Below are 14,034 nucleotides of genomic sequence, written 5' to 3' on the forward strand. Positions count from 1 at the left end.
GGTGTCGATGACCCCCTCGGCCAACAGGAACCCGAAGTAAGTCCGCGCCGACGACCGCGCGCGTCGTACCGAGGCCGGCGCCAAGCCCCCGCTCCTCAGGGGGGGCCCCCCCCCCCCCCCCCGGGGGGGGGGGGGGCCCCCCCCCCCCCCCCAAGCAGCACGCCACCCTCAACGCAGCTCCCGCGAGATCACCGCCAGCGCCGCGGAGGAGATCGTCACCTGGCTCAGGATGGCCGTCAGGTCGCGGATCAGGCCGCGCGTCTCGAAGGGAGAGGGGTCCTGCGGGACGACGACGAGGCTGCCCGGTGGCACGGGCGGGCCGCCGGCCTGCCAGCCGGAGATACCGGCCGGGGCGGACTGGCCGTTCGGCAGCACCACAAAGGTGCGCCCGGGGTCGGCGAAGCGTTGCGTGCCGCCGGCGGCGCGGACGTAGTCGCTGGCGCGCCAGCCGGATTGGAACTGCAGGCTGCCGGCGTTCAGCACCGCGCCCACCACCGTCACCTCGTTCGGCCGCTTGGGGATGACGATCAGGTCGCCTGGCTCCAGCAGCACGTCGAGCTCCGGCCGCGCGGCGAGCACCACCGGGTTGGCCTCCACCACCATCCGCCCCGCCGCCTGCGCCTGGCGCAGCGAGGCGGCCAGTGCCTGGCCGGCGGTGACCAGCCCGCCGAGGTCGGGCGCCCGCCCCAGCCCGCCGGCATTCGCCTGGCCCGCCGCCACCTGGATCAGCGAGGTCTCCAGGTCGCGCGCGGTGCGCTGGAAGCCGTCCTGCTGGCGGAGGCGCACGCTCTCGCGCGTGAAGACGGCGCCGTAGGCGTAGGCCTGGGGCGTGAGGCCGCCGGCGCGTGCCAGCAGTTCCGAAAGCCGCTCGCCGCGGCGGATGTCATAGACACCGGGCCGCACCGCCTCGCCGGCCAGTGTCACCGGCCCGGTCTCGCGGTCGGAGAAGCCGCGCGGCACCCGCACCACGTCGCGGGGCGAAAGGCGCACGGCGCGGAAGTTGCGGCTGCGCAGGTCGAGGAGCGTGCGGCTCAGCGGGATCGCGCCGGCCTGCTCCGTCGGCTCGCGCGCCAGCTCCACGGCGGTGAGGTCGGCGCCATCCGTCACGCCGCCCGCCGCCGCGAGCAGCTGGTCGAGCCCGGTGTCGTCCTGGATCGGGAACAGGCCGGGCTGCTTCACCTCGCCGGTCAGCAGCACGGCGGTGTCCAGCAGCCAGGCGAGCAGCGGCGGGTAGTCCTGGAACACCTGTGGGCAGGCCGGCGCGCCGATATCGGGGAAGCCGGCGCCGCGCGCATGGGCGAAGCGCGCCGGCGCCGAGCGGGCGGAGATCGCCAGCTGGGTCAGCGCGGGGCAGGCCGCATCGGCCGGCGCCTCGCCGCGCAGCGCGCGCTGCACCGGCGGGCTGGCGAGGAAGGCGATGTCGGCGTTGCCGAGCACCACCACCTCGTCGCCCTCCTGCAGGGCCGGGTTGGCGCCGCGCCCCATCACCACCGCCAGGTCGAAGGGCACGAAGGCCCGCACCCGCGTCGCCTGGTCGAGGCGCAGGATCACCCCCATCCGCGCATAGGGATCGGGCCGCAGCAGCCGTGGGTCGGAGAGCAGCCCGCGCAGCGAGGTGCCGCCACGCCCCGCCGCGCGCGTGACCGGCGCGGTGACGTGGCCGGCCAGCCTGAGCTGGTTCGCCACCACATCGGCGCCCGGCTGCACCAGAACCGAATCGCCGCGCCGGACCTGGTCGGCGGGCCGCAGTTCGGTGAAGGAGCGGCGGCCGGCGGAATCGGTGCCCTGCACCAGGAAGCGGTTGCCGGCCGGGCGCAGCGGCTCGCCCGCCAGGCGCAGGAGGGTATCGAGCGACACCCCGCGCGCGCCGGCGGGCAATTCGTAGATCGCCGGCCGCGTCACCTCGCCGGCCACCGCCACCACCCCGCCGAGCGCGGGCACCAGGATGCGCTCGCCCTCCCGCAGGCGGAGATTCGCCTCGCCCGGCTCGCCGGCGATGACGGTGTAGAGGTCGAGCACCCGGCTGCCGTGCGGCCCGTCCACCCGGATGGCGCGCAGCGAGCCGGTCTTGCGCACGCCGCCCGCCTGCTGCAGGGCGTCGAGCACGGTGGAAAGCGCGGTCAGCGCCTGCATCCCCGGCCGCTGCACCTCGCCGCCGACGAAGACCGCGATCTGCCGCACCTGGCCGATGGAGAGGTAGAGCTCGGTCCCCGGCAGGTCGCGCGCGACCCGGGCTTCGAGCTCGGCGCGCAGCTCGCGCAGGGTGCGGCCGGCGGCTGGGACGGGGGGCAGGTCGGGCGGCAGCACGGTGCCGTCGCGCAGCACGCGGAGCGTCAGCGTCGCACGGGTACGGCCGCGCAGCGCCAGTACCAGCTCGTCATCGCGGCCGATCGTGTAGTCGTCCGGCAGCGCGCCCACGACGGGCGAGGGCGAGGGGCCGGCGCGGAAGCTGTCATAGCCGAACTGGCGCAGCGCCAGGCCGAGGCGCTCGGCGAAGAACGCCTCGGTGTGGGAGGGCGGATCCATCGGCGCCGCCTGCAGTGTCGCGTGCGGGGGGGCTGCGGGCATGGGCGCTGCCGGGCCGGGCAGCGGCCCGGGCGGCAGCGGCGGTGCCCGGCCGCCGGCGGCGTCGAGGATGCGTTGCAGGATCTCCTGCTGCGCGCCGCCCGGCAATTGCGGCAGCGGCAGCCCGCCCGGCAGCGTGGAGGGCAGCGACGGCGGCAGCAGAGCAGGCGCGCCCGAGGCAGGCGAGCCCGCCGGCTGCGCCACAACCGGCTTCCATCCCGGCAGCAGCGCCAGCGCCATGGCCACGGGGAGGCACGTCAATCTCAACCGGAACACGAATTTACACCGACAGCTTGACGACTTCCTGTAGCATACGCGGACGATTCATGTCCGACCAAGCCACCTTTCTCACCCGGATTGACGGCCAGGTTGCGGGTGCCCCCCGGCATGCAGCCGGCGGCAGGCTGCTGCTGCTCGATGCGGCGTGGCGGCTCGGCCCTCGGCCGGTGGCGCTGCGCCTTGCCGACCAGGTGCTGCGCCGCTGCGGGCTGGCGCGGATGCGGCTGGCCGCGCAGCCGGTCCCCTCCGGCCGTTTCCTGCCGGCAAAGGCCCCGCCCGCCCCGGAACTGCCGCCCGGCACGCACGGCGCGGTGCTGGACGCGGCCGCCGCCCTGCCGGCGCTGCCGGATTGGCATGGCGGCTTCGATCCGGCGGCGCATGCGCTCGCCATCACGCTGCACCAGCGCGGCGGCGCCCGCCCGGTCTGGGAGGCGAATCGCCTGGCCGCGCTGCCGCTGCTGGCGCAGGCGGCGCGACTCGATCCCGGCGGGGGGCATCTGGCGCGGGCCGAGGCGCTGGTCGCGCTCTGGTGCCTGTCGAACCCGCCCTTTCGCGGCGTCGCCTGGGCCTGCGGGCAGGAGGCGGCGTTCCGCGCGCTGCACCTCGCCCTGGCGCTGGCGCTGCTCGACGCCGACCGCGATTCGCCGGAGGGCGCGCGCGCCCTGCTCGGGCTCTGCGCCCGGCGCATCGCCGCGACGCCGCTCTATGCGCTCGCGCAGGACAACAACCACCCGCTGTCGGAGGCCGCCGGCGCCTATGCCTGCGCCCTGCTGCTCGGCGGCGACCCTGGCCGGCCGGCGGCGGCGCTGGCGGCGCGGTTGGCACGCCTGGTCGCGCCGGATGGCGGCTTCGCGCAGGTTTCTCCGGGTTACGCGCGGGCGCTGCTGGACACGCTCTCGGTCGTGGAATGGCTGCGCCGGCGGCATGGCGCGCCAGCCTTCCCCGCGCCGCTCGCCGAGCGCGCCGCCGCGCTCACGGCCTGGCTGCATCGCCTGGTGGAGCCCGCCACCGGCTCCACGCCGCGCCTCGGGCTCGAGGATGGCGCGGCGCTGGCCGACCTTTCGCTCGCCGGCCGGGCCGATTCGCGCGCCAGCGTGGAGCGCGCCGCCCGCCTCTTCGCCGGATGCGGCGCCGACGCGCCGGAAGATGCCGGTTGCGCCTGGCTCGCCCTGATGCGTCCTGCGCGAAAGCTGGAGCGACCGCCTCGGTGGCAGGCCGCGGGCAGCATGGGTTGGGCGGAGGCCGGCGCGGCCGCGGTGCTGCGCACCGGGCCGCTGCGCTTCCGGCCGGGGCAATGCGACCTGCTGCACTTCTCGCTGCGCGATGGCGCGACCTGGGTGATCCGCGACGGCGGCACCGGCAGCTACGACCCGCCATCGGCGTGGTGGTGGCCGGCCCTGGGCGGCGCGGCCGGGCATGACGGGCCGGTGTTCGACGGCCAGGAGCCGATGCCGCGCGCCGGCCGCTTCCTGCTCGCCCGCTGGCCGCGAGTCGCGCCGCTGCCCGACGGTGCCGCGCTGCGCGACGCCAACGGCAATGCCGCGGCGCGGGAGGTGCGCGTCGCCGGGCGGTGCTGGACGGTCGAGGACCGGATCGCCGGGCCGTTCCGTCGCGTTGCCTGGCATTGGCGGCTTTGCCCGGGCCCCTGGCGGCTTGCGGAAGGCGGCGCCATCGGGCCGGCTGCCGCCATCACGGTGCAGGCCGACGCGCCGCTGCGCATCCGGCTCGCGCAAGGCTGGGAGAGCCCGGCCTATGGCGAGATCCAGCCGGCGGCGCTGCTGCTGGTCGAAGCGGAGGCCCTGGTCTCGCACGTGACCACGCGGATCCGGCTGCCATGACGGCATCCCGGCCTGCGCCGAGTCTCCCATTTCGCCAATCCTGCGCGGGGGAATTGTCCGCATGAGGCTCGAGGATCTGCTCGCCGGGGTCTGGGCCCGGCGCGTGCGCGTCGCGCTGGCGGCGCTGCTGCTGTTCGCCGCCGGCGCCGCCGTGGTGCTCGCCTGGCCGCGCAGCTTCGTCGCCGAGGCGGTGGTGGCGCCGGCCGAGACCACCGGCATCGCCACCTCCACCCTGCTCTCCCCGGCGCCGACGATCGGTGGGCTGCTCGACCAGCGGCCCACCGGCAATTTCGCGGTCTATCTCGGTGCGCTGCGCTCGGCCGAGGCGGCGGCGATGCTGGCGGCCGAGACCGACATCCTGCAGCGCCTGACCGGGCAGCGCGCCGCGCGGCCCGGCGCCGCCATCCGCGCCTGGCTCGGCCTGCGCAGCGAGGCCGACCTCGACGACCTCCGCGCCTGGCTCGAGCGGCGGCTCTCTGTGACGCAGACGCTCGGCGGCGTCACCTGGACGCTGGCGCTGGCACATCCCGACCGCGAGGCGGCGCTCGATCTGCTGCGCCGGCTGCACGGCTTCGCCGAGTCGAAGGTGCGGGCGGACCTCGAGCAGCTGGCGCGCCGCCGCGTCGCGGCGCTGGAGGCGCGGCTGAACCGCGAGAGCGACCTCTACATCCGCCAGTCGCTCTACGAATTGCTGGCGCAGAGCCAGCGCGCCGGCGTGGTGGCGGCGGCGGACGAGGCTGTCGCGGCGCGGCTGGTTTCGGCGCCGAGCGTCGGCATCCGCCCCTCGCTGCCGAACCGGCCGCTGCTGCTGCTGCTGCTGCTGGTCGCCGCCCCGATGGCCGCGGTTGCGCTGGTGGGCGCGGGCGTGCTGGCCGGTCCGACGCGGCGGCGCCTGCCGTTGCGCGCCATGCCCGAACCGGCCGAATGACCGCGACGCGCGCCCCGCTTGCGCTGCTCGCCGGCCTCGCGGCGGCGCTGCTGCACCTGGCCGGCGCGCTGAAGACCGCATCGCCTTTCGCCGTGCTGCCCTTCGACCTGACGCTGGCCGCATTCGGCCTGCTGCTGCCGCTGCTCGCGCTGCTGGCCGCGACGCGGCGGTGGGAGCTGGATCCGAGCCTTGCCCTGCCGCTGGCCGCTGCGGCGCTGCTGCCGCTCTGGCTGGTGGTGGCGGGCGCCTGGACACCCTCCCGCATGGTGGCGGCGGCCAAGCTGCCGGAGGTGGTGCTGGCCGCACCGGTGATGCTCGCCGCCGGGCTGCTCATCGGCGCCGAGCCGGCGGCGCGCCGCGCACTCTGCGGCATGTCCATGCTGGTCGGGCTGGCGCTGGCGGCGATGGTCGGCTGGAGCACGGCCGGCGGATGGGCCCTGCAGGCGGCGATGGAGACCGAGCAGGCCAAGCTGCACCACCAGCTCGCCGGCCTGGCGATGGCGATCGCTGCCGGGCTCGCCGCGGTGCGCGCGGCGGAGGCGACGCGGCCGGTCGCGGCGCTGGCCTGGCTGCTGCTGGTCGGCGGGCTCGCCGCGGCCGCCCTGGTGCCGGGCGGGCGGACGGCGCTGCTCGCACTCGGCCTCGGCGTGGCACTGGCGCCGGCGTTGCGCCTCTGGCTGGCTGGGCGGCGCGCCGCGGCGGCGGGCTGGCTGGCGGCGGCGCTGGGCGCCGGGCTCGTCTTTGCAGTGCTGCTGCTGCTCGATCCCGGACGCGCCGCGGGGCTGCGCACGCTGGAGCGGCTGACGGCGGAGGCCGGCGGGCTGGAGGCGCGGCTCGGCCTGTGGTCGGCCGCGCTGGACTGGGCAGGGCAGGCGGCGCCGCTCGGCCTCGGCACCGGCGGCTTCACCATCGCCGCCGGGCATGGGGAGCGGCGCGGCCTCTACCCGCACAACCACGCGCTGGAGGCCTTGGCCGAGGCCGGGCTGCCCGGGCTGCTGCTGTGGCTCGCGGCCTTCGGCGGCGGGATGGTGGCGGCGATCCGGCTGTTGCGCGCCGCTGAACCCGGCCGGGCGGCGCGCATCGCGGCGATGGTGCTGCCGGTGGCGATGACGGTGATGGTCTCGACCGATCTCGGCAACCGGATGGCCTGGTTCGCGCTGGGCCTGGCGCTCAGCCTGGGCGTCGCGGCGCACCGGCCGCTGGTGGCGCGCCATGTATGAGGCCTGGGGCAAGCGCGCGCTCGACATCGCGGCGGCGGCGCTGCTGCTGGCCCTGCTGGCGCCGCTCTTCGCGCTGGTCGCGGCGCTGGTGCGGATCCGGCTCGGCAGGCCGGTGCTGTTCATCCAGCTGCGCGCCGGGCGTGGCGGGCGGCCCTTCCGGATCCTGAAGTTCCGCTCGATGCGCGACGGGCCGGGCAGCGATGCGGAGCGGCTGGATGGCTTCGGCCGCCTGCTCCGGGGCAGCTGCCTCGACGAGCTGCCGCAGCTGGTGAACGTGCTGCGCGGCGAGATGAGCCTGGTCGGGCCGCGGCCGCTGCCGCTCGACTATCTCCGCCACTACTCGCCGCGCCAAGCGCTGATGCTGCGGGTGCGCCCGGGCCTGGCCGGGCCGGGGATTGCCGCCGGGCGCAACGCGGTGCCCTGGGCGGAGCGGCTGGAGCTCGGCGCTGCCTATGCCGAGGCGCCGCCGAGCCTGCGCGCGGACCTGCGGCTGCTCGGCGCGAGCCTCGGCGTCTGGCTTGTGGGGCGCGGGGTGCATGCGCCGGGCCATGCAACCATGCCGCCATTCACCGGATCAGGCGACCGGGACGGTTGAGTTGCGATTCAATTTCACATCCAGGGCTTGATTGTTCCTTAAAAATTAAACCAAATTGGCGATACATCATCGAAGGTGTATCGCCTTGTCGGTTCACATCGTCGAACCGCCGCAGCCGTCCCGCCTGGGAGCCGTGCTGCCCTTCCCGGCGCGCACCGTGGGGCGACTGCACCTCTCGCCGCCAGCCCTGAGCGGCCTGGAACTGGACAGCCTGCGCGCCACGCTGGAGTCGGGCTGGCTCGCCCCCGCCGGCCCGGCCCCTGCCGCCTTCGAGGAAGCGCTGGCGGAGGCCACCGGCTTCCCCGCCGCGCTCGCCACCGCCTCCGGCACGGCTGCGCTGCATCTCGGCTACCGCGTGCTCGGTGTCGAGCCGGGCGACGAGGTGTGGGTGCCGAGCGCAACCTTCGTGGCGACGGTGGCGCCGGCGGTGCAGATGGGCGCGGTGCCACGCTTCCTCGACGCCAACGGGCCGGGCTTCACCCTCGATCCCGGCCTGCTGGCGGAAGAGCTGGCGCGCGCGGCGCGGCGCGGCAGGCTGCCGCGGGTGGTGGTGCCGGTGGACCTGTACGGCCAGTGCTGCGACCTCGACGCCATCGTCGCCGCCTGCGACCGCTGGGGCGTGCCGGTGCTGTGCGACAGCGCGGCAGCGATGGGCGCCCTAGGCCGCAGCGGACAGCATGCCGGGCGGGGCGCGCGGCTGGCGGCCTTCTCCTTCAACGGCAACAAGATCGTCACCACCGGCGGCGGCGGCGCGCTGGCCGGCGACGATCCGGCGCTGCTGGCCCGCGCCCGCGCGCTCGCCGGGCAGGCACGCGAGCCGGCGGCGCATTACCAGCACGAGACCACCGGCTATGCCTACGGGCTCTCCTCCGTGCTCGCCGCCGTCGGGCTGGCGCAGCTGCCGACGCTGGCGGCGCGGGTGGCGCGGCGGCGGGAGATCCATGCGGCCTATGTCGCCGCGCTGGGCGACCTGCCGGGCCTGTCCTTCATCGCCGAGCCGGGCTGGGGTCGCGCCAATCGCTGGCTGACGGTAGCGCTGTTCGAACCCGCGGTGTTCGGCGCCGACCGCGAGGCGGTGCGCCGCGCGCTGGAGGCGGCGGAGGTGGAGAGCCGCCCGGCCTGGAAGCCGCTGCACCTGCAACCCGCCTTCCGCGATGCGCCCTGCGCCGGCGGCGAGGCGGCGGCGCGGCTGTTCGAGCAGGGGCTCTGCCTGCCTTCCGGCAGCGGGATGAGCGCGGCGGACCAGGCGCGGGTGATCGACGTGGTGCGGGGCTGTGCCCGGCGCTGACGGGTTCCGCGCGGCGCCGGGCGCATCGTCCGCGACCTCGCGTCGCGGCCTTCGCATCCTCTACCTGCACCAGCACTTCTCCCGCCCCGAGGGCAGCACGGCGACGCGCTCCTTCCACCAGGCGGCGGCGCTGGCGGCGGCGGGGCACGCGGTGACGCTGGCCTGCGGCCGCTACCAGGGCGCGGTGACCGGGCTCGACGCGCCGTTTCGCCACGGCCTGCGCAGCGGCGCGATGGACGGCTTCACGCTGCGCGAATTCGACATCGGCTGCGGCAATGCCCAGGGGCTGGCTGCCCGCAGCGCCGCCTTCCTGCGCTACGCCGCGCGCGGCACCGCCGCGGCGCTGCGCGAGCGCTGGGACCTGGTGATCGCGTCCTCCACGCCCCTGACGGTGGCGCTGCCCGCGCTGGCGGCGAAGCGGATGCGCGGCATCCCCTTCATCTTCGAGATGCGCGATCCCTGGCCTGAACTGCCGGCCGCGCTGTCGTCCCGCCAGGGTGGCGTGCCGCGCCCGGTTCTGGCGGCGATGGGGCGCCTGGCCGATGCCGCCTGCCGCGAGGCCGCGCATGTCGTCGCGCTCACCGAGGGCATGGCGGAGGTCGCGGTGGCGCGCGGCGCCGATCCCCGGGATGTGGCGGTGCTGCCGCAGGGGGCGGATCTCGACCTGTTCGGCCCGCATGTGGCGCCCTGGCGGCCCGCCGGCATGGATGAGGTGCTGGCGGTCTATGCCGGCACGCACGGCGCGGCGAACGGCCTTGAGGCGCTGCTCGACGCCGCGGCGCTGCTGCGCGGCGCGAAGATCCGCCTGCTGCTGGTCGGCGAGGGCGCGCGCAAGCCGGCGCTGATGGCGCGCGCCGCCGCCGAGGCGCTGCCGGTCAGCTTCCTCGACCCGCTGCCCAAGCCGCGCCTGGCCGCGCTGATGGCGGGGGCGGAGATCGGCCTGCACTGCCTGGCGCCGGTGCCGGAATTCGCCGAGTGGTCGGCGCCCAACAAGCTGGTGGAGGGCCTCGCCGCCGGGCGGCCGATGGTCACCAACGTGCCCGGCCGTGCGGCCCGCCTGCTGCGCGAGGAACGCTGCGGCGTTGCAGTGCCGCCGGGCGACGCGCCTGCGCTCGCCGCCGCGCTGCGCCGCCTCGCCGCCGATCCCGCGCTGCGCGCGGCGATGGGCGCGGCCGGTCGGCGCCTGGCGGAAGCGCGCTTCGACCAGCGGCGCATCGCCGCCGGGCTGGTCGCACTGGCCGAGCGGGTAGCGGTGCGATGAGCGGGCTGGTCCTGATGCTCTCGGCCGCGCATCCGCCGGAGGATGTGCGGATCGTCGCGAAGGAGGGCGCGGCGCTTGCCGCCGCCGGCTTCTATGTCGGGCACCTGGCGCCGGGCGAGCCGGCGTGTTCCACGCTGCACGGCGTCGCGCTGCATGGCCATGCACGGCGCGGGCGCGGCTGGCGCGGGCGCCTGTTCGGCATCCCGGCGCTGGCGCGCGAAGCCGCGGCGCTTCGGCCGGCGGTGATCCACGCGCATGAGCCGGACAGCTGGCTCGCCGCGCTGCTCGCCGCCCGGCGCTGCGGCGCGCGCGTGGTGCTCGACGTGCACGAGCATTACCCATCGCGGCTCGATCCGCGCCTGCCGCGCGCGTTGCGGCCGCTGGGCCGTGCGGCGCTGGCCGCGCTCTGCCGGCTGCTCGCCGCGCGCGCCGATGCGGTGGTGCTGGCCAAGGACGGGCTGGCGCAGGATTTCGGCGGCGCCGCACACTGCACCGAGGTGCGCAACTACGGCGCCGATCCCGGCATCGCGCCACGTACGCACGGAGCGGGGCCGCTGCGCCTGCTGCACCTCGGCGCGCTTGGTGAATCGCGCGGTGCCTTCACCATGCTTGACGCGCTGGCATTGCTGCCGCCGGAGACGCGGCTGGTGCTGGTCGGCCGATTCACCGATGGCAGCGAAGGCGCGTTCGAGGACTGCGCCCGGTCGCTCGGTGTCGCGGGGCGGATCGAGAAGCATGGCTGGCTGCCGCACCGGCAGGCGCTGGAATGCGCGGCGGGCTGCGATGTCGCGCTGGTGCTGTTCCAGCCCGGCGTCGAAAACCACCGCCTGGCGCTGCCGCACAAGCTGTTCGACGCGATGGTGCTCGGCCTGCCGGTGATCGTGCCGGAATTCGCCGAGCAGGTCGCGCGGGTGGTGGCCGAAGCCGGCTGCGGCCTGGCGCTCGACACCGCCGATCCGTCGCGCGTCGCCGCCGGCCTGCAGCTTCTGTCCGACCCGGCGTTGCGGGCGACGATGGGCGCGCGGGGACGCGCCGCTGCGCTGACGTGCTTCGGCTGGGAGGGCGAGGCCGCGCGGCTGGTCGCGCTCTATCGCAGGCTGTTGCCGGCCGCATCCATGTCGGCGCAGCAGCAGGGGGCAGTCGCTGATGGCTCCGAGCGACTCCTCGGAGTTGCCTTGCGCCGATAGTCCGTCCTACTGCCCCGGATCAGCCGAACGCAGGAAGGGAGGCCGGCCGATGACGGGCGGAACCGCCGGGCAGGATGCGCCCAACGGATGCCATGCCGACCTGCCCGGCGTGCGGCTGTGGTTCACCGACAGCGGCGGCGAGGGCGCGCCGATCGTCCTGCTGCACCCCAACACCGGCAACAGCGAGGTCTGGCAGAAGCAGGTGCCGGCGCTGGCGGCGGCCGGCTTCCGCGCCATCGCCTTCGACCGCCGCGGCTGGGGCCGCAGCCTCGCCGTGCCGGAAACCGGCGCGCAGCCGGGCAGCATCGCCGGCGACCTCGATGCGCTGGCCGACCATCTCGGCCTCGGGCGCTTCCACCTGCTCGGCGTTGCCGGCGGCGGCTTCGCCGCGCTGGACTACGCGTGCTGGCGGCCGGAGCGCGTGCGCAGCCTGGTGGTCGGCGCCAGCTACGGCCAGTTCCAGGAGCCGGAGATCCAGGCGATCTTCCAGCGGATCGCCACGCCGGACTTCCAGCGCGTGCCGGCCCTGCTGCGCGAGGTCGGCGCCACCTTCCGCGGCCTCGATCCCGAAGGCACCGCGCAGTGGCTCGAGATCGAGCATCGCGCCATGCAGCCGGGCGCCGTGGCGCAGCCGCTGCGCAGCCCGAACACCTACGCCAAGCTCGCCGCCATCGCCTGCCCGGTGCTGGTGCTGGCCGCCGGTGCCGACCTCTACGCGCCGCCGGCGCTGATGCGCCGCTGGGCGGCGCATCTGCCATCGCATGAGTGGGACGTGCTGCCGGAAGCCGGCCACGCGATCAGCTGGGAACAGCCCGAGGCCTTCAACGCGCGGGTCATCGCCTTCCTGCGCGGCGTGCCGTAGCCGTCAGGGCAGCGCCTGCAGCTGCCGCTCCACCACCTCGCGCCAGGGCGCATCGCGCGGCGCATCGGCGAGCAGAGCCTGCCAGACGCTGCGCGCATTCGCCGCGCGGCCGGCGCGCGCCTCCGCGAGTCCGGCGAGGAAACGCAGCCGCGGATCGCCCGGCGCATTGCCCAGCGCACGGGCCAGCAGCGCGGCGGCCTCGGCGTGGTTCTGCTGCTCGATCTGCAACTCCGCGAGGTCACCGGCCAGTTGCGGGTCGAAGCGGATCGCCAGCGCGCGCGTCCAGGCCTCGACCGCCTGCTCGACGCGGCCGCGGTTGCGCTCGGCATTGCCGAGCAGCACCAGGCCCTGCCGCGCCGGCTCGCCGTTCGGGTCCACCTGCGCGATGCGCTCGCGCAGCGATGCCAGCAACTGCTCCTCCGCCTCGGCCTGCTGGCGGCGGAGGTCGTAGGGCGCGCTCGGCATCTCGGGGATGCCGCGCACGAGGTAGAGGCCGACCGCCGCGGCGGGCACCAGGAACAGCGCGGCGGCAACGAGCGCGCCGCTGCGCCGGCTGGCATGCGCCGCGTCCTCCTTCGGGGCGGCGAGGATGCGCCGCTGCACTTCCAGCGTGGCGGCGGCATGCGCGGCGGCGTCGAGCCGTCCGGCCTCGCGCTCCCGGTCCAGCTCCGCGAGCTGTGCGCGGTAGAGCGCGAGGTCGGCCTCGGCGCGCCCGCGCGCGCGGGCGGGGCGGAACACCGCGATGGCGAGCGGCAGCATCGCCGCCAGGGCGAGCGCGCCGACGAGCAGCCAGATGGTCACGCGCGATTCCCGTCCTGTCCCGGCGGCAGGCCGAGCGCGGCCAGGCGCTGGCGCTCCTCATCGGTCAGCGGCGGCGGCCCGGCGGCGGCGGCCTGCGCGGCCCGGCGACGCATGGAGGCGATCAGCCCCAGGCCCGCCAGGACGGCGACGAGGGGCGTCGCCCAGAGCACCGCGGTGGACCAGGCGAAGGGCGGCTTCAACAGCACGAAGTCGCCGTAGCGGTCATGCAGGAAGGCCATGATCTGCGAATCGCTGTCGCCGGCGGTGATGCGTTCCCGCACGATCAGCCTGAGGTCGCGCGCGAGGCCGACCTCGCTGTCCTCGATGGACTGGTTCTGGCAGACCATGCAGCGGATCTCGCGGCCCAGCGCGCGGGCGCGCGCTTCCTGCGCCGGGTCGGGCAGCATGTCGTCGGGGTTGGAGACAGCGAGGGCGTGGAGGGGCGCCAGCAGCAGAAGCAATACGAGGAGGCGGCCAGCGCAGCTGGCCGAGCGCGCGAATGCGCGCCGCGCACAGACCGACAGTGCCGCGCGGAGAACCAGTGGCCTGCGCGAAGCCAAGGCGGCGGAGCCGCCGCCCGGCACCTGAGCGCACCTCATGACGCATACCGCCGCAGGAGCGGCCGGATGTCCTGCTCCAGCACCTCCGGCGTGACCGGGCCCGCCCAGCGCCAGCGGATGATGCCCTGGCGGTCCAGCAGGTAGGTCTCCGGCACGCCATAGACGCCCCAGTCGATCGCGACGCGGCCCGGCTCGTCCTTCGCCAGGCGGCCATAGGGATTGCCGCGCTCGCGGAGGAATTTCAGGCTGTCCTCGGGCTTGTCCTTGTAGGCGATGCCGAACACCGGCACGCCCTCGCGCGCAAGGCGCATCAGCTGCGGATGCTCGATGATGCAGGGCACGCACCAGCTCGCCCAGAAATTCACCAGCACCGGGCCGGGCAGCCCCTGCAGATCCGCCGAGGACAAGGCCGGCGTGTCCACGCCCGGCAGCGCCGGCAGCGTGAAGTCCGGCGGCGTGCGGCCGATCAGCGCGGAGGGGACGCCGCGCGGGTTGTACTCGCCGGTCCGCATGCCCTGCAGCATGCCGTAGAACGCGACGCCGCCGGCGGCGGCCAAGGCGAAGGGGGTGAACAGCAGCGCGCGCCGGGCGAGGGGGGTCATGCTGCCCGCCTCGAATACGTCACGCGGGCGGCGCAGCCGGCCGAGCGC

General features: G+C 75.8%; 12 protein-coding genes. 8 read left to right on the top strand and 4 right to left on the bottom strand.

All coding sequences use genetic code 11. From position 1 onward, the window contains the following. Positions 1-168: 168 nt before the first annotated feature. Complete coding sequence (locus ACESM1_RS19485; RefSeq protein WP_372622953.1) at positions 169-2,805, bottom strand: SLBB domain-containing protein; 2,637 nt, start codon at positions 2,803-2,805, stop codon at positions 169-171. Positions 2,806-2,891: 86 nt separating this feature from the next. Here ACESM1_RS19485 and ACESM1_RS19490 point away from each other — a divergent pair, with 86 nt between their 5' ends. From ACESM1_RS19490 to ACESM1_RS19525, 8 genes are all read left to right on the top strand, one after another. Continuing rightward, positions 2,892-4,682 carry a heparinase II/III family protein gene (locus ACESM1_RS19490; RefSeq protein ID WP_372622875.1) on the top strand — a complete coding sequence of 597 codons (1,791 nt, stop codon included), beginning with the start codon at positions 2,892-2,894 and terminating at the stop codon, positions 4,680-4,682. A 61-nt stretch (positions 4,683-4,743) separates the two neighbouring features. Continuing rightward, entirely contained in the window at positions 4,744-5,610 is an 867-nt protein-coding gene (locus ACESM1_RS19495) for a hypothetical protein (protein ID WP_372622876.1), read from the top strand. Continuing rightward, positions 5,607-6,830, top strand: coding sequence for an O-antigen ligase family protein (locus ACESM1_RS19500; protein WP_372622877.1), 1,224 nt, complete (start codon positions 5,607-5,609; stop codon positions 6,828-6,830). Before ACESM1_RS19495 ends, ACESM1_RS19500 begins: the two co-directional genes overlap by 4 nt. Continuing rightward, a complete protein-coding gene (locus ACESM1_RS19505) occupies positions 6,823-7,425 on the top strand; it encodes a sugar transferase (protein ID WP_372622878.1) in 603 nt (200 codons plus the stop codon). The genes ACESM1_RS19500 and ACESM1_RS19505 overlap by 8 nt, the downstream gene beginning before the upstream one ends. Positions 7,426-7,510: 85 nt before the next feature. After that, positions 7,511-8,713, top strand: coding sequence for a DegT/DnrJ/EryC1/StrS family aminotransferase (locus ACESM1_RS19510; protein WP_372622879.1), 1,203 nt, complete (start codon positions 7,511-7,513; stop codon positions 8,711-8,713). After that, positions 8,700-9,974, top strand: coding sequence for a glycosyltransferase family 4 protein (locus ACESM1_RS19515; protein WP_372622880.1), 1,275 nt, complete (start codon positions 8,700-8,702; stop codon positions 9,972-9,974). The genes ACESM1_RS19510 and ACESM1_RS19515 overlap by 14 nt, the downstream gene beginning before the upstream one ends. After that, the gene (locus ACESM1_RS19520) at positions 9,971-11,161 is read left to right on the top strand and encodes a glycosyltransferase (RefSeq protein ID WP_372622881.1); all 1,191 of its coding nucleotides are present in this window, start codon (positions 9,971-9,973) and stop codon (positions 11,159-11,161) included. The genes ACESM1_RS19515 and ACESM1_RS19520 overlap by 4 nt, the downstream gene beginning before the upstream one ends. A gap of 49 nt (positions 11,162-11,210) precedes the next feature. Continuing rightward, on the top strand, positions 11,211-12,023 hold the full coding sequence (locus ACESM1_RS19525; RefSeq protein WP_372622882.1) for an alpha/beta fold hydrolase: 813 nt from the start codon (positions 11,211-11,213) through the stop codon (positions 12,021-12,023). 3 nt (positions 12,024-12,026) lie between these two features. Here ACESM1_RS19525 and ccmI read toward each other — a convergent pair whose 3' ends face one another. From ccmI to ACESM1_RS19540, 3 genes are all read right to left on the bottom strand, one after another. Next, positions 12,027-12,824 (bottom strand): c-type cytochrome biogenesis protein CcmI, encoded by a 798-nt coding sequence (gene ccmI, locus ACESM1_RS19530; protein ID WP_372622883.1) that lies wholly within the window; start codon positions 12,822-12,824, stop codon positions 12,027-12,029. Next, entirely contained in the window at positions 12,821-13,285 is a 465-nt protein-coding gene (locus tag ACESM1_RS19535; protein WP_372622884.1) for a cytochrome c-type biogenesis protein, read from the bottom strand. Before ACESM1_RS19535 ends, ccmI begins: the two co-directional genes overlap by 4 nt. Before the next feature lie 134 nt (positions 13,286-13,419). After that, positions 13,420-13,986 (bottom strand): DsbE family thiol:disulfide interchange protein, encoded by a 567-nt coding sequence (locus ACESM1_RS19540; RefSeq protein WP_372622885.1) that lies wholly within the window; start codon positions 13,984-13,986, stop codon positions 13,420-13,422. Positions 13,987-14,034 lie beyond the last annotated feature (48 nt).

It is taken from the genome of Falsiroseomonas sp. (assembly GCF_041690465.1).
GTDB lineage: Bacteria > Pseudomonadota > Alphaproteobacteria > Acetobacterales > Acetobacteraceae > Falsiroseomonas.